We start from the raw sequence: 14778 nt of genomic DNA, 5'->3' as shown, positions 1-14778 counted from the left end.
AGCGGAGAGGTTGCCCTCTCCGCTTTTTTATTTGACAGCAGCTCTCAATTCCTCAGCTGCAAATTCCACATTCGGCCCAATAATGACTTGAACCGATTGCCCGCCAGATTTGACAACCCCTTTTGCGCCTGCTTTCTTCAAAAGCGCTTCATCCACCAAAGCGGTATCCTTCACAGTCAGTCGCAGCCTTGTGGCGCAATGATCAATGGTTTGAAGATTTTCTTTTCCGCCGAGCCCTTTCAGCATGATGTTTTCATTTACATCCTGAACCGTATTTTCATCCAGCACTTCATCCACATCATCATCTTCCCGTCCCGGCGTTTTTAAATTCAAAGCCTTAATCAGTACATAAAACACGATAAAGTATACTGCCGCATAGCATATACCTACAAAAAGCAGAAGCAGCGGTTTTTCTGCGATTCCGTAGCTGAGCACATAATCGATAGCTCCGGCTGAAAAAGAGAAGCCTGAGCGGATGCCTAGCCAGTTGACGATAAATAAAGATAACCCTGTTAAGATCGCGTGAACAGCGTATAAAAGCGGAGATAAAAACATAAATGCAAACTCAATCGGCTCCGTAATCCCTGTGATAAACGCCGTTAAAGCAAACCCAATCATCATTCCAGCCGTCGCTTTCCGTTTAGACGGCTTCGCAGTCACAACCATAGCCAGACACGCCGCTGGAAGACCGAACATCATGATTGGGAAGAATCCGGTCATATATGTGCCCGCTGTCGGATCTTTCGCGAAAAAGCGAGCCAGATCCCCTGTCACTCCGTTATATTCTCCGAATTGGAACCAGAAAATATTGTTCAGTACGTGGTGAAGGCCAAGCGGAATTAACAGCCTGTTGAAAAGGCCGAATATGCCCGCTCCGATGCCGCCTAGTCCCAGCATCCACTCTCCAAACGCGTTTATGCACGATTGAATCGGCGGCCAGACGACTCCGAATATGCCGGCTAAAATGATCGTAATGATGGCAGTTATAATCGGCACAAGCCGTCTACCGCTGAAAAATCCGAGATATTCTGGCAGCTTTGTATCCTTGAAGCGGTTATAGGTGTAACCAGCAATTAAACCGGCAATAATTCCCCCAAACACCGCCATGTTATTTGTTTTGTCAATTGTCTTTGTCGCCGCGTCAAGCATCAGATACGATATCGCCCCTGATAAACCCGCGGCCCCATTGCTGTCTTTTGAAATGCCGATGGCAATTCCGATCGCAAAAATAAGCGGCAGATGATCAAAAACCGCCGTCCCCGCCTGATAGACAAACGGGATATTAAATACATCCTCTCTGCCAAGCGCAAGGATAATTCCAACCGCAGGCAGAACCGCAATCGGGAGCATAAATGACTTCCCGAGTTTTTGTAAAAATGAAAGCATACCCATCCCCCTCATACCCTTTTTTTTCAAATATACCATATAAGATATCTAGTGATCTATACCAATTTTCCCAAGGCATTTCTTTTTTCCCAGGTCCGTGTGTTTCCTATTTTTAAGACAGTTGTGGTAAGCTTAATCTAGATTATTTAAAAAGAAAGCGGGAATGACAGATGATTGTAACAAACGATCAAGAATTAGAAGGCCTGAAAAAAATCGGAAGAATCGTCGCGCTTGCGCGTGAAGAAATGAAGCGAAAAGCAGAGCCCGGCATGAGCACAAAAGACCTTGACCTTATCGGAAAAGCTGTGCTTGATGAGCATGGCGCCGTTTCAGCTCCTGAGAAGGAATACGATTTTCCAGGTGTGACATGCATCAGCGTAAATGATGAAGTGGCTCACGGCATACCAAGCACTTCCAAGATTTTAAAAGCAGGGGACCTTGTCAACATCGACATCTCCGCTGAATTTGGCGGGTTCTATTCCGACACAGGCATCTCATTTGTACTCGGTGAAGGAGAAGAACGCCTTCATAAGCTTTGCCAATGCGCGGAAGACGCTTTTCAAAAGGGCCTTCAGCAGGCAAAAGCAGGCAAGCGCCAAAACCAGATCGGAAGAGCCGTTTATCATGAAGCACGCTCTCAAGGCTTTACCGTCATCAAAACACTGACCGGCCACGGAATCGGCCGCAGCCTGCATGAAGCGCCGAACCACATCATGAACTATTATGATCCGTTTGATAACGCGCTTTTCAAAAACGGCACAGTGATCGCGCTTGAACCGTTTATTTCTACGAAAGCGGAAACGATTGTTGAAGCTGGAGACGGCTGGACGTTCAAGACGCCGGATAAAAGCATGGTTGCCCAAGTTGAGCACACGATCGTTATCACAAAAGACGAACCGATTATCCTGACGAAGCTGTAAAACACATTCCGGACTTCCGGCAGGTTTAGCCTCCTCGAATTGCAGGTAAAACAACATTATTCTGCACGAGGAGGACTTGCAATGAACAGAGATCAAGAAAAAATCCAAATTGAAAACGAAATGAACGCGATGCACGGCACAACAAAAGAAGACATTTTAAAAGACTTTGAGGAATTTAAAGACTACTTGAAAAAACAAGTCAATCGAGGCAAAAAGCTGGGATTGGATGACGGCAAGCTGGTGAAAAGCGCCGCGATCCTGGGAGACTACCTCGCAAAGCATGAAGAGCCGCAAAACGGTGAAGAAATGCTGCTGCAAGAGCTTTGGAGCATTGCGGACGAAAATGAGAAAACACATTTGGCACAGCTTCTGGTCAAATTGGTTGATAAACAATAAAACATGAGCCGGGCGATATATGCGCCCGGCTTTCTTGATATTGTCACAGCCCGGCTCTTCCAGATATGCTACACTACTATTATGTCTGTGAAAGGAGCCTCTATCTGCATGTGGTTTATCATTTTTGGCATCATTTTTTTCATTGAAGGCATCTTAATAACCGTTTACGGCGTAAAGAAAAAAAACGGGATGCTCACATATATCGGCATTGTTTTCGCCATTATGACATTTGGCGTTGTTATGCTCAAATTGACCGGCCATTAAATCATATTCGGCTTTTACTCCGCATATACATACAGAAGAACATTCGCATATCTAGTGCGAAAGGCTCAGTTTTCCCCACATCTCTTTTCAGCATCTTTTTATAGATGTTACAATGCCAATCGTTTCGAAATCAGATAGGGAAAGGAGTTTTCTGACATGCATTACGGCAGTAAAGGCTGGTATGTGGCAGAACTAAAAAAGCAGGGGATCACGCACCATGAGGGAAGAAAGCTTCAAAGCTATAAAACCTATTTTCTTGCCAACCTGCTTGAAACAAAGAAAAAACAATCTTAAAGATGTCAAAGCCGCGCACGTTGATATGCGCGGCTTTTTTCTATTCAACCGGTAGCAGCCTGGCCTTTTTTTTCATAAAGGACGCTCTCCAGCTTTTCGATAGGGCATCCTCACTTAAAATCCGGTCAATGGCGGTGAGATTTTTTGCATCATGATAGTTGATGCGGTTGGCGAACTGGACGGAGATGCCTTTCTCTCCTCTGGACAGCAATTCAAGCTTGGCGCCTGGTGACACCCTGCCCTCCTCCAGCACGCGAAAATAATACCCTGTATAGCCTGTTTGCTGAACCTTCAGCACCATTTCTTTTACGCCAAACTTTTTCGCCAGCTTTACACACGGCTGGCGCGGCTGGCTGACCTGAACAACAGCTTCATCAAGCTTGAACACATCCCCTATGCAAACTGTCTCCTCAGTCAGGCCCGCGACCGTCAAATTTTCTCCAAATGCGGCGCTTGGCAGCGGTCTTGAGAGGAACTCTTCCCAAAACGGATAATGCTCCGCCGGGTAGACGCAAACAGCCTTATCAGGTCCGCCGTGGTTGACGATGTCCGCCTGTCCGTCTCCTTCAAAATTCTCGCGGTGCAGCATAACGCCGGAATCAGCCGGCCGCTTCATGATGGCGGTTTCGATCTTCTTTCCGTCATATTCAAGCGTCTGCGGTTTTCCCAGATTAAGAGAAAGAACTGTATAGCGCTCTGGTTTCATGCGAACACATCCCCTTTACAGGCTGTAAAATAATTGATTATCATAAAAAGAAAAGGTGGTTTTTACATGCTTCAATACCGAATCATTGTAGACGGCCGGGTTCAGGGTGTGGGCTTTCGCTATTTTGTTCAAATGGAAGCTGATAAACGAAAACTGGCCGGCTGGGTCAAAAACCGTGATGACGGGCGTGTTGAGATGTTGGTAGAGGGACAGGAAAACGCCCTGCAATCGTTTCTTGAGGCTGTAAAGAAAGGAAGCCCTTTCTCAAAGGTTACCGACATCTCTGTCACTGAATCCCGCAGACTCGAAGGCCATCATCGATTTGCCATTGTTTACTCATAAGGCTTATCCTGATAAAAGTAATTCGGCTTAACGATTGAGTTGTCATAGGATCGGTGGAAGATATGAGTGGCGGCGGGTGAGATCGGCGGAATCAGCCACGTCCAATCCCCCGTCAGCTTTCTGCCCGCTTCTTCCTCCTGTTCTTCAAACCGTTTAAACTGGCTTGCGGCTGTATGATGGTCAACGATGCTGACCCCCTGTTTTTTATACGAATGCAGCACAGCCTTATTCAATTCAACAAGCGCTTGATCCTTCCATAAATCCGTATTGTAATCAGCGGCGATGCCGATCACGGACGCTACTTTTTTGAGCTTGTCGTACCGCTTTTCATCTGCGAGGTTTCTCGCTCCGATCTCCGTGCCCATATACCAGCCGTTAAACGGCGCGGCATTATAATGAATGCCGCCAACCTCAAGCTTCATATCAGAAATGATAGGCACGCCGTACCACTTCAGCTCCAAGTCAGAAAACGCATCGATGTCGGGATGTGTGATTGGAACCTCGATCACAAGTGAACGCGGCAGCTCATACCAGACCGGCTGCTCGTCGCCTTTCATGCGAAAAATGAGCGGCAGCAGGTCAAAATCCGTTCGCTCTCCGCGCCAGCCGAGCTCTTCGCAGGCTGCTGTCAGGGAACGGGAAGCCGGGTCGCCGATTCTTTCTCCGTCTGACTCATATCCGGCATACCGGACCAGCTGATGATTCCAGATCTCGACTTGCTTTTCACCCTTCTCTTCCGGAGGGAGAATCGTAATGGTCGGCCTGATTTTCCCGTTATTGGTGGCGGTTTCAATATGGTGAAAGAGGGCGTCACGCACTTCCTCCTTCGTCCGAACGTCTCGTCTGTCGATGACATTCAGCGAATTCCAGAACAACCTGCCGATGCAGCGGTTGCTGTTTCTCCAAGCCATTTTCGCTCCGTGCTCCAGCTCTTCCTTCGTATGTACATAGCTTCCGGTCCGGTCAATTTCACTTTTAATGTCAGCAAGACGGTCTTTCACTTCCTCCTCCTTTCCCAATTCCTGATAGCATGCGGCAATAAACGCTTTCGCTTCATTCCAGAGTATTTCTTTTTCTTCCAACAAACTCTCCCCTTCACTTCACTTCATGCTTTTCATTGTATCGTTTTTAAGCGGCAAGACAATGATTTTTCTGCAACTTCTTGGAAAACAATAAAAAACACCCGCGTAGTGCGGGTGTCAAATAGACGATAAACGGTTTGCCAATTCAGTTAAGTCACGACGAAAGTTTTTGCCGGTCATCGGTATGCCGTGCCCGGTCAATAACGCTTCCGGTTCAAGAGCGGCCAGCTTTAGAATGGACTCCGCGGCCGTCTCTGTGTCAGGCGTGAAATAAGCCGGCGGCCCGTGAAGCTCCTGTTTTTGAATCAAGACGTCAGCCATTTTCTCCTGCTCCACCGTAATAACAGCATCGCCTGCCACAAGCACGCGGCCATCATCGCGGAATAACGAAATATGGCCCGGCGTGTGTCCCGGTGTCGCAATCCACATCCACTCATCAAGAAATGGAACTGAGCCGTCTTCCGGCAGTTCATGCACCTGTGAGGAAATATCGATGGAATGCCGCGGAAACAGCGGCGACAGCTTGGCGACCAGCCCGCTCTTGCTGTCAGGACGAGCTGGAGGATACCCCTCTTTGCCTGTTACATAAGGCATTTCCCTCGAATGGACATAAACAGGTACATCCCAATGCTCAAGAATCTCTTCGATTGCTCCGATATGGTCAAAGTGCCCGTGTGTAAGGATAACCGCCTTCAGCTGAAAACCTTCACCAAATCTTTGCTTGGCTTCATTGACAATCATGCCGGCTGATTGGGGCATACCGGCATCAATTAAAACAAATGAGTGAGGATCAGAAGGCAGCTGAATAAAATAGACATTCGCAATTTGCACAGTCAGGCCGTGCACCCCTTTTGCCGCTTCGAACCCCGTTCCGCTTCTGACCGAAGTCAGCGGCATATAAGGATCACCCATAATGACACCTCCGGAATGTTGTATGCCGTTAGTGTGTGTCATTACGCCTGAATTATCATAAGGAAATAGAGATCGCACCGATCAATAGAGCGATAGCCGTCATGACGATCACTGCGAGAACCGCCCATTTCAATGCGAATTTTTGGTGGTCGTCAATAGAAACCCCGACAAGCCCGACAAGCAAATGAGTGGATGGCACAAGCGGACTCAGCATATGAATCGGCTGGCCGATAATAGAGGCTCTGGCAATTTCAACTTTATCCACACCGTATGCGACAGCTGTTTCTGATAAAATCGGCAGCACCCCGTAGAAATACGCGTCATTCGGCATCAAGAATGTAAAAATGCCGCTTGTTAAGGCCACAATCGCCGGGATCAATCCACCCATTTGTTCCGGTATCATGGACACGAGCGAGATCGCCATTTCATCAACCATTTTCGTGCCTGTCAAAATACCCGTGAACACCCCGGCCGCAAAAATCATTGAACCAATAGCCAGCACGTTGCTGGAATGCGCCGCGATGCGCTGTCTCTGATGCTCGAGATTGGGATAATTCACAATCAGTGCAATACAGAACGCAATGACAAACAGAACGGTTAAACTGATTTTCCCTGATACTAAACATCCTATTAAAGAAAGCGTCAACAATAAATTGAACCACCAAAGCTTCGGCCGCTTCCACTCATCTTCAACCGCTGCCGCCGTTTCATTGGCATTGGCCGGCTGTTTCAGTTCAATCACACCAAGGCGCTTTCGTTCCGCTTTTCCAAGCACATACGCAACCGCCACCATGCAAAGCATCCCGCTTGCAATGACAGGAATCATCGGCCCTGTAAGCTCAGCCGGATCAACCCCCAGCGCGCTCGCCGCCCGCGGCGTCGCGCCACCCCATGGAATCGTGTTCATGATTCCCATGCCGACGCCCGCGATTCCCGCCAGGATAATTGGCCGGATGCCAAGCAGCAAATAGAGCGGGAGCATGGCGCTTGTCGTAATCATATACGTTGTCGAACCGTCGCCGTCCAATGCGACGAGCATCGTCAGAACCGCTGTCCCGACAACAATTTTTAAAGGGTCCCCTTTGACCATGCTTAAAATTTTGCCAACCATCGGATCAAACAGTCCTGCATCAATCATAATTCCAAAATATAAGATCGCAAACATAATCATGACAGCTGTCGGCGCGACTTGCTGAATCCCCGAAATCATCATGTCCCCAACTTCAGTAAATCCAAATCCGGCGATCAGCGCAAACACAATCGGCGTTAAAACCAATGCTGTTAAAACAGAAAGCCGTTTTGTCATGATCAATGCCATAAACACAAGCATCATGAGAAAGCCTAAGATTGCTAACACATCCATTCCCCCTTAAATGAATCCGCTTACATTTTTTATCCCTTACTCCCCTTTTGTCTTGCCTTTTTGCCATCGTATGGGAAAACCAACCGCAAGTAAATAATTTGGTTTTTTTGTATTTTTAATTTTTTAAAACCGTTTTGTTCTTTTTGATCATTTTCCGGCATGAAAAAGATCCCGACATCCGGGATCTTAATTTCCTGTCATTATACTTTGATAAAAAGCGGATTGCTGTTCAAGAAACCGTTTCGTTTCCCTGCTGTTCAAATAAAAGCTTTCCCAGTCCTGTTCGTTTATTTTCCGCCTCCATTCAGGTGAGGAGGTGACCTTCTTGAGCGCTTGGTCCCAGTAAGAAATCTCTTCCTCGGACATATTTTTCGAGCCCAAAATCCCTCTCCAATGAGAAAAAACAAACGGGATTCCCTGCTCCTTCCACGTCGGTACCTTTGGAAAACCGGGAAGTCTTTTATCAGATGTTACAGCGGCTAACGTGATATCACCGTTTCGTTCATATGGTTTCGCTTCAGAAAGGGTCATGGAAGCTGCTTCTATCTCATGTCTGATCAGCGCCTGAATGAGCTGTTCACTGCTGTCATACTGTAAAAATTGAATGTCAAAAGGGTCAATACCGTACATATCGGCCGCTCTGGCGAACGAAAGCTGATCATCATTGCCAAACCCCGGGGCAAAGCCGATTTTCACCTTGCCGGGATGCATGTTGATCTCATTTAGCACATCCTTGCCGTTTGTTAACGCTGATCCTTTTGGCAATGCAACTGTCTGCCATTCCTTGGAGAGAATGGCGAGCGGCGTAAAATCGGACATTTTTAATTTGCTTTGCCCGAGAAGATCATTGCTCAATATTAGGCTGGACGTCATGCTGATGGTTTGTTTGCTGCTGTTGTTGACATATTTCCAGCCTTTCTCTCCCCCGCCGCCTGGTTTATAGACGATATGAACATCCCCCTTCACAATCTGCTTCTTGCTCAAAACAGATTGAATCGCCTGCGCTGTGACATCCCAGCCGCCGGAAGGCTCAGCGGGGACAACAATTTCTATCGGCCCGTCCGGCAGGCGCGGCGCAGCCGCCTGCCGGATATCCCCCTGCATAAAGATCAATAGAAAAATCAATAGGATTATAGATTGTTTCATATCTATTTCGCCGCCAAATAATATTTTCTCTCCGGCCTGCCGATAATCCCGTATTCAAGCTCGGCTCTTGCTTCTTCCTTTGACACAAGGTACTCGGCATAACGGCGGGCAGTTGTTCGTGACGCCCCCATTTTTTCCCCGAGTTCCTCCGCTGTCAATCCCTCTGACGCCGACCGAAGCGCTTCCTTAATTTTTCGCAGTGTAATCGAATTAATGCCAGTCGGCAAATTCTCTGCCGGCAAAGATGTCTTCACACCGTTTCCAAAAATATGATCGATCATGGACTGGCTGACCTCCGGCTGAGACATGAGCAGCTTTCTTTTTTCTTTATACTGAAGCAGCACCTGCCTGAACTTGTCAGCCGTTACGGGTTTGATCAAATAGTGGGCAATCCCCACCCTTAGCGCTTCCTGCAAATGACGGGTTTCTGTTGCCGCTGTGATAATCATAATGTCCACTTCAGGAAATCGGCTTCGTATTTCAGGAATCAATGCGGTCCCAAGCTCGTCCGGCATATAAATATCCAGCAGAAGCAAATCAGCCTTGTGTTCCTTCAAAAGCGCCATTGTCTCTTTGGCGTTGGCCGCTTTGCCGATAATCTTGAATCCATCAAGCTGTTTAATCAATCTCTCATGGATTTGCGCAACTCGAAAATCATCCTCCGCAATCGCGATGTGAATCAAATGGATTCCCCCCTTGTTTCTCCTTCGGTATAAACACAGTGAAAACCGCCCCGCCGGTTTTTTGATTCGCCAGTTCGATCCAGCCGCCCAGTTCACGCACTGAGTCTTTCACATTGGCCAGACCGTAGCCTCTCTTCATCCCCTTTGAAGAATAGCCTCTCTCAAACACAGCTTCCATCTTATCTGGCGGCACACCCGTCCCTGTGTCTGATACTTCGATGACAATGTCACGGCCCATATCCGTGATAAAAAACAAAACCTCCTTCACGCGTTGCTCCGCTACAGCTTCGAAAGCGTTATCAATTAAATTGCCGATAATCGTAATAAGATGGGACAAGCCGATATGTGCAGGAAGAGGCGCGAGTGAGCTGTTTTCATCAATCACCAGCTTGACTTTCTTTTCCGATGCCTTGCTTATTTTTCCTAACAAAATCGCCTGCACCTGCTGCGAATGGATGTTATGGAATAACAGATCATGCTGCTCATTTTGTATCGCGTATTCCTCTTTAATCAAATCAATGGCTTCATCATATTCCCCAAGCTCAAGCAGCCCTAAAATCGCGTAAAGCTTATTTGAAAACTCATGAGTCTGCGCTCTGAGATCCTCTGAATATTTACGAACCTCTGTCAATGTGTCAATCAGCTTCTTCAGCTCTGTTTTCTCCCTGAAGCTGACGACAATCCCATGCGCCTGCCCGCCTTGATTCATCACTTTTGTATTGATAATAAACACCTGATCGTTGACGCTTACCTCTTGGTTCGGCGGTATTTCACCTTGTTCAAGCACAGACATCAGCCCGGCTCCCGGCATGACCTCATCTATGGGAAGATGGATCACAGGCTCGGGCAGCCTCAGCATCTCGGCCGCCGACACGTTCATCATGGTGACGACGCCTTCACGATTGGTGGCAATGATCCCTTCTCGAATCGCCAAAAGCATTGCGTTCCTCTCACGATATAGCGCCGCGATCTCATGCGGTTCAAGCCCAAGCGTATCCTTTCTGATGCTTTTGGCCAGCACGGCGGCGCCAGCAAATCCGAGCAGCAGCACAAGCACGGCAATCACGCTCAAATTTCTTAAATGTTTTTTGATGCTTTGCTCTGTCTCCGTTTGCAGAAAATCAACAGACACGCTGCCAATCACTTGGCTGTATCCCTTCTGCTCTTTCATAATCGGCGCGCTCCCTCTGATCACTCTCCGTCCATCCGCTTTTGTTGCAGAAACATGCGAGCCCCCAAACAAAATCTCTCTGCTGCGCTCCAGCTTCTCTAGACCGCTTTTTCCAGAGGCGCTGCGAATGTCTCCTTTTTCGTCCAAGATATAAATGGCATACGCGCCAGTCTGTTCTTTCATTTGTTCAATGACGTCTTGCGTCTCAGCGGCATGTCCGCCTTTTCTCTCAATGAGCTCTTTAGCCGGCGGCATATAGGAAATAGTTCTCGCCGTTTGAACCGCCAGCTGCTCCGCCTGCCTTCGTTCTTCCTGTGTATGCTGAACGGCTAACGTAATGGTCAGCACACCAATGACAAAGACCAGCAGAGCCGCAATCAGCCCCATTATTTTTGTTTGCAGGGAAAAATGGAACCGCTTTTTCACCAAGCACCAGCCGTCCTTTCTACCTAGATCATACCATTTTTCACAGGAAATTTTCTCATTTTTCAAAATCCGTTTTCTTGCGAAGGAGTGAAAATAAAAAAAAGGCAGACCGCGTCTGCCTTTTTCTTTCTACCATATTCCTAGTACTTTCCACCATAATCCGCCGATCACAAGCCATACGATGATATGAACAATCGACAGGATAAATCCGATGGACCACCATTTGCCTTGCGGGATATAGCCTGCTCCGAAGAAGACCGGGGCCGCTCCAGAACCGTAGTGGGTCGTTGATCCAAACAGGTTGCTGAAGAACGCGAGACTCAGCGCTGCTAAAAGCGGCGGTGCGCCCGCTGCCACGACCACAGCCAAAAATGCAGAATACATCGCACTAATGTGTGCTGTCGCACTCGCAAAGAAATAGTGTGAATAGAAATACACAACAATTAGGATTAAGAATGCTACAATCCAAGAGAATCCTGATACTGAGGATTTCATGGCGTTACTGAACCAAGACACCATGCCTAATTCATTCAGGAAGTTGGCCAGCATGACAAGCGCCGCAAACCAAGTGAGCGTATCCCAAGCGCCCTGTTCCTTTTTGATATCATCCCAAGTCAGAACCTGTGATAATAAGAGAACGGCCAAACCGATCAATGCGGTTGTGGTTGCGTCGATGTTGAAGCTGCCGCCAAAAATCCACAGCACAAGCACTAAAAGAAATACAATAACCATGGAAAGTTCTGATTTTTTGAACGGTCCCATTTCTTTCAGTTTTTCTGTTGCGATTTTCGCTGCATCCGGTGTTTCTTTAATTTCCGGCGGGTACAGTTTGTAAATCACAAGCGGCGTGATGATTAAGCTTACAAGTCCCGGTACAATCGCGGCAATTGCCCAGCTTGTCCATGTTAAGTCCACCCCTGCGACATCATGGGCCAGTTTGGCAATCAGCGGGTTCGCCGCCATCGCTGTCAGGAACATAGCAGATGTGATCAGGTTCCCCTGAAAGCCGGTTTTTAATAAGAATGCACCGATTTTTCTCTCTGTTCCATTTGCCGGGCTTGATCCGAATGTTTCGGATAATGATCTGATAATAGGAAATATAATGCCTCCTGCACGCGCCGTATTACTTGGGATGGCAGGTGAAAGTATTAAATCACTGAACAGCAGTGAATAAGAAAGTCCAAGGGTTTTTTTCCCGAATTTCTGAACGAATACATACGAAATTCTCGCACCGAGCCCGGTTTTGATAAATCCCCGGGAAATAAAGAATGCGATCACGATAAGCCAAATGGTCTTATTCCCGAATCCGCTTAATGTATCCTCAATGGATAGTGTTCCAGTTAGTGCAGTAACCGCCAATGCAAAAATTGCAATTGCACCCATTGGCAAGGGCTTGGAGATAAAGCCGATAATTGTCGCGACAAAAATCGCAAACAAATGCCAAGCTTTAGGTTCAAGTCCGGACGGAGCGGGAATAAACCAGATGATTAGTCCCACAGCGACAGTAATAAGCAATGGAACAAGCTTTACTGCTGACTGTTTTCCTGCGTCTTTTTCTGAAGCCATAAATAGGTCTCCTCCTATATACTTGTTTTCCGATCCCCTTTTCCATTCTACTCCTTAACTAAGTTAATAAACATTTTAATTAATTAAAAAACACAAAGGTTAGCATCCTTTGTGTTTTTCACTTTCTTAATTTAATTTACCCGCACCCGCTTGATTTATAACATTCGATTTCACATTAGCAGAAGCATCAATCGATCCATGCAGAGACGGCGTCCAGCCGACAGAAGAGCTCAGCCCGTTTGCAGCCGATGCGTTGATCTGTGCGCCGTTCAGCAATGTGCCTGAGTCATATAAAGCCGTTCCCCCGCTGAACACGCTGATCGTTTTAGCAGCTGACAGTCCCGGTACGTCAATGACATTGTTTTGGGCATAGATTTTAGAAGACTTTCCGATTCCCCACGCGTAACTGAAAGGATAACTTGAAGAGCTTGTGCTTCCTTCATAATAGTTGTTGTACACGTGCACTTGCCCGAAGCGGACTCTCGGCGCGCGCTGGACAATATTTTTATAGAGGTTATGATGCAGCGTAATTTTTAATTTGCCGTCATCAGAGGTTTTGCTGTCACTCGATCCGAAGATGGAGCTTTTATCATGATCGTGATAATAGTTGTAAGACATCGTAATATAGTTAGCACCGTTGGAAGCATCCGTTTGGCCGTCATGGTGCTGATATTTTCTTCCATAATATTTCGGTGATGTGCTGTCCGGACGCGAGCCGTCGTTAAACGTACAGTGATCGATCCAAATGTGCGTGCCGCCGTTTATCGTGATGTTGTCGTATTGTGAGTTCCAGTTCCCTGAGCTTCCGTCAGTCGGATCCCATTGCGGAAAATAATCATAGGCATCCTGGAATTCAATGTTGCGGATAATGACGTTATCACTCTTGATTTGGAAATTTCCGCCCACGACTTTGGCGTTAGTCCCTGAACCGACGATTGTCGTGTTTGCAGGAATATCCACCATGACCCGTGCTTTTTGGTTTTTTTGAGAGCGTGCTCTCGCTTCTTCTTGTGTGCCCGACGGCTCTTTTTTGCCCCACGTGCTAGGATCATAGGCTTTCAAATATTTGTCCAAATCGTACTCCGGATCTTTATAGTCATTTAGGCCAAGCGGCTTCAGATTGTCATCTACGTTCATGTCAATCGTTCCCTTGATATAAATGATTTTTGGTGTTGTGTTGGTATCCTTCCCTAATGCCGAGACAAGCTGGTTTCTGTTGCTGACGGTATACACATTCGAAGATGACGCTTTTGATCCGCCTGTCGTACCGGTTGAGTAGGCGCCCCAGCCATCATTTGATCCTAACGTCTGGTGGCCTAAATCAGCTGCGTTCGCGCCAGCTGGAGTCAACCCTAAAAACAGAGCCGTAGCTAACATCACTTTTTTCATTCACTATGTACCCCCATTTTCTGTTTTGTGAGATTTTATTCCAATTTCTCACAAAAATATAATAGCAAATTGAGGGACATCCAGAACCGAAAATGTTCCGCTATCTTATTGCGGCATTCTGCAGAAGATCCGCCGCAAAGACCGCAAAAAAACCAAAAGGCCGCCATTGGCCCTTTGGTTTTTTTCCCCTGCTTTATGCCCAAGCTTTCACTTTTTCGTTATCTGTCACAAAGAGAAGCACTTTTCCTTCATCTAAGCGTTTTTCAAATTGAGCGGCTTCATCTTCAGAAAAACCGATTTCGTGAATTTTATTGCGGAGCTCGTCTCCTTTTTTATTGAAGATATTTCCTACCGCGTGCTTCAAACCTGTTTCTTTGGCTCCGATCGTGTTGGCATTCGTGTTGTCTGCCAGGCGTTCCGTTCTGTCATCGTCGTGAGCTAAGACGTATACATCCTCTTTCGCCACACCCATTTGCTGTAATTCCTCTACATCCTTCATGAGCTGTTCGTCATTTGTATACTCTTTTACAACTGGTTTCATTTCGATATTCCTCCTTCTTGTTTTCTATATTTCTTTCATACCCGTTCGTCTGTACCTGAAACAGATTCCAGAACATTGAAGAGAAAAACAGGAAGAATGGTAGTAGCTATTTATTTTCCGTCCATGGTAAAGTGATAGGACCGGGACCCATTTTCAGAAAAGTCAAAATCTAAGAGAAGCCGCTGCACGGA

At 46.9% G+C, this 14778-nt stretch carries 17 protein-coding genes; 5 read left to right on the top strand and 12 right to left on the bottom strand.

Translation table 11 applies throughout. The features are described from left to right. Window positions 1-27: 27 nt before the first annotated feature. The gene (gene nagE, locus NZD81_RS19895) at window positions 28-1386 is read right to left on the bottom strand and encodes an N-acetylglucosamine-specific PTS transporter subunit IIBC (protein WP_040083748.1); all 1359 of its coding nucleotides are present in this window, start codon (window positions 1384-1386) and stop codon (window positions 28-30) included. Between the two features lie 170 nt (window positions 1387-1556). Between nagE and map the strand changes: the two genes are divergently transcribed. The 4 genes from map to NZD81_RS19875 all read left to right on the top strand — a co-directional run bounded on the left by map (window position 1557) and on the right by NZD81_RS19875 (window position 3260). Continuing rightward, the gene (gene map / locus NZD81_RS19890) at window positions 1557-2306 is read left to right on the top strand and encodes a type I methionyl aminopeptidase (RefSeq protein WP_003223067.1); all 750 of its coding nucleotides are present in this window, start codon (window positions 1557-1559) and stop codon (window positions 2304-2306) included. A gap of 81 nt (window positions 2307-2387) precedes the next feature. Further along, entirely contained in the window at window positions 2388-2702 is a 315-nt protein-coding gene (locus NZD81_RS19885; protein WP_014663189.1) for a DUF3243 domain-containing protein, read from the top strand. A gap of 108 nt (window positions 2703-2810) precedes the next feature. Then, window positions 2811-2966: a hypothetical protein gene (locus tag NZD81_RS19880; RefSeq protein ID WP_014663188.1), complete on the top strand. Its 156-nt coding sequence runs from the start codon at window positions 2811-2813 to the stop codon at window positions 2964-2966. A gap of 156 nt (window positions 2967-3122) precedes the next feature. Further along, window positions 3123-3260 (top strand): YflJ family protein, encoded by a 138-nt coding sequence (locus NZD81_RS19875; RefSeq protein ID WP_003239885.1) that lies wholly within the window; start codon window positions 3123-3125, stop codon window positions 3258-3260. Window positions 3261-3300: 40 nt separating this feature from the next. Here the strand turns inward: NZD81_RS19875 and NZD81_RS19870 are convergent, their stop codons facing one another. Then, window positions 3301-3966, bottom strand: coding sequence for an MOSC domain-containing protein (locus NZD81_RS19870; RefSeq protein WP_103031730.1), 666 nt, complete (start codon window positions 3964-3966; stop codon window positions 3301-3303). Between the two features lie 66 nt (window positions 3967-4032). On the opposite strand from NZD81_RS19870, the gene NZD81_RS19865 reads away from it, so the two are divergent. Next, a complete protein-coding gene (locus tag NZD81_RS19865) occupies window positions 4033-4308 on the top strand; it encodes an acylphosphatase (RefSeq protein ID WP_103031729.1) in 276 nt (91 codons plus the stop codon). Here NZD81_RS19865 and nosA read toward each other — a convergent pair. The 10 genes from nosA to NZD81_RS19815 all read right to left on the bottom strand — a co-directional run bounded on the left by nosA (window position 4299) and on the right by NZD81_RS19815 (window position 14587). Then, a complete protein-coding gene (gene nosA, locus NZD81_RS19860) occupies window positions 4299-5390 on the bottom strand; it encodes a nitric oxide synthase (protein ID WP_103031728.1) in 1092 nt (363 codons plus the stop codon). The two genes, NZD81_RS19865 and nosA, sit on opposite strands and share 10 nt — an antisense overlap. A gap of 117 nt (window positions 5391-5507) precedes the next feature. Continuing rightward, entirely contained in the window at window positions 5508-6302 is a 795-nt protein-coding gene (locus NZD81_RS19855; RefSeq protein ID WP_103031727.1) for an MBL fold metallo-hydrolase, read from the bottom strand. A gap of 55 nt (window positions 6303-6357) precedes the next feature. Further along, window positions 6358-7659 (bottom strand): Mg(2+)/citrate complex secondary transporter CitM, encoded by a 1302-nt coding sequence (citM, locus tag NZD81_RS19850; RefSeq protein ID WP_040083754.1) that lies wholly within the window; start codon window positions 7657-7659, stop codon window positions 6358-6360. A gap of 35 nt (window positions 7660-7694) precedes the next feature. Beyond that, window positions 7695-7826, bottom strand: coding sequence for a hypothetical protein (locus tag NZD81_RS19845; protein ID WP_052438176.1), 132 nt, complete (start codon window positions 7824-7826; stop codon window positions 7695-7697). 25 nt (window positions 7827-7851) lie between these two features. Next, window positions 7852-8811: a tripartite tricarboxylate transporter substrate binding protein gene (locus NZD81_RS19840; RefSeq protein ID WP_289861094.1), complete on the bottom strand. Its 960-nt coding sequence runs from the start codon at window positions 8809-8811 to the stop codon at window positions 7852-7854. A gap of 2 nt (window positions 8812-8813) precedes the next feature. Beyond that, window positions 8814-9494, bottom strand: a complete 681-nt coding sequence (gene citT / locus NZD81_RS19835) for a two-component response regulator CitT (RefSeq protein WP_289861093.1) — start codon at window positions 9492-9494, stop codon at window positions 8814-8816. After that, on the bottom strand, window positions 9466-11094 hold the full coding sequence (yflR, locus tag NZD81_RS19830; protein WP_147773039.1) for a two-component sensor histidine kinase CitS: 1629 nt from the start codon (window positions 11092-11094) through the stop codon (window positions 9466-9468). The genes citT and yflR overlap by 29 nt, the downstream gene beginning before the upstream one ends. A gap of 126 nt (window positions 11095-11220) precedes the next feature. Beyond that, window positions 11221-12657 carry an anion permease gene (locus NZD81_RS19825; RefSeq protein ID WP_040083848.1) on the bottom strand — a complete coding sequence of 479 codons (1437 nt, stop codon included), beginning with the start codon at window positions 12655-12657 and terminating at the stop codon, window positions 11221-11223. A 126-nt stretch (window positions 12658-12783) separates the two neighbouring features. Then, window positions 12784-14046 (bottom strand): pectate lyase, encoded by a 1263-nt coding sequence (locus NZD81_RS19820; RefSeq protein WP_040083849.1) that lies wholly within the window; start codon window positions 14044-14046, stop codon window positions 12784-12786. Window positions 14047-14239: 193 nt separating this feature from the next. Continuing rightward, entirely contained in the window at window positions 14240-14587 is a 348-nt protein-coding gene (locus NZD81_RS19815; protein ID WP_014663177.1) for a YflT domain-containing protein, read from the bottom strand. Window positions 14588-14778: the final 191 nt, after the last annotated feature.

This window comes from Bacillus sp. B.PNR1, assembly GCF_030386235.1.
Taxonomy (GTDB): Bacteria; Bacillota; Bacilli; order Bacillales; family Bacillaceae; genus Bacillus; species Bacillus stercoris.
Note: the sequence above shows the minus strand (reverse complement) of the source record. Positions and strands in the feature narration are given on the sequence as shown.

Bases quoted from the DNA above. Each gene is read 5' to 3' on its own strand.
- nagE (WP_040083748.1), bottom strand. From the start codon at position 1,386: ATGCTTTCATTTTTACAAAAACTCGGGAAGTCATTTATGCTCCCGATT.
- map (WP_003223067.1), top strand. From the start codon at position 1,557: ATGATTGTAACAAACGATCAAGAATTAGAAGGCCTGAAAAAAATCGGA.
- NZD81_RS19885 (WP_014663189.1), top strand. From the start codon at position 2,388: ATGAACAGAGATCAAGAAAAAATCCAAATTGAAAACGAAATGAACGCG.
- NZD81_RS19880 (WP_014663188.1), top strand. From the start codon at position 2,811: ATGTGGTTTATCATTTTTGGCATCATTTTTTTCATTGAAGGCATCTTA.
- NZD81_RS19875 (WP_003239885.1), top strand. From the start codon at position 3,123: ATGCATTACGGCAGTAAAGGCTGGTATGTGGCAGAACTAAAAAAGCAG.
- NZD81_RS19870 (WP_103031730.1), bottom strand. From the start codon at position 3,966: ATGAAACCAGAGCGCTATACAGTTCTTTCTCTTAATCTGGGAAAACCG.
- NZD81_RS19865 (WP_103031729.1), top strand. From the start codon at position 4,033: ATGCTTCAATACCGAATCATTGTAGACGGCCGGGTTCAGGGTGTGGGC.
- NZD81_RS19855 (WP_103031727.1), bottom strand. From the start codon at position 6,302: ATGGGTGATCCTTATATGCCGCTGACTTCGGTCAGAAGCGGAACGGGG.
- NZD81_RS19845 (WP_052438176.1), bottom strand. From the start codon at position 7,826: ATGCCGGAAAATGATCAAAAAGAACAAAACGGTTTTAAAAAATTAAAA.
- NZD81_RS19840 (WP_289861094.1), bottom strand. From the start codon at position 8,811: ATGAAACAATCTATAATCCTATTGATTTTTCTATTGATCTTTATGCAG.
- NZD81_RS19825 (WP_040083848.1), bottom strand. From the start codon at position 12,657: ATGGCTTCAGAAAAAGACGCAGGAAAACAGTCAGCAGTAAAGCTTGTT.
- NZD81_RS19820 (WP_040083849.1), bottom strand. From the start codon at position 14,046: ATGAAAAAAGTGATGTTAGCTACGGCTCTGTTTTTAGGGTTGACTCCA.
- NZD81_RS19815 (WP_014663177.1), bottom strand. From the start codon at position 14,587: ATGAAACCAGTTGTAAAAGAGTATACAAATGACGAACAGCTCATGAAG.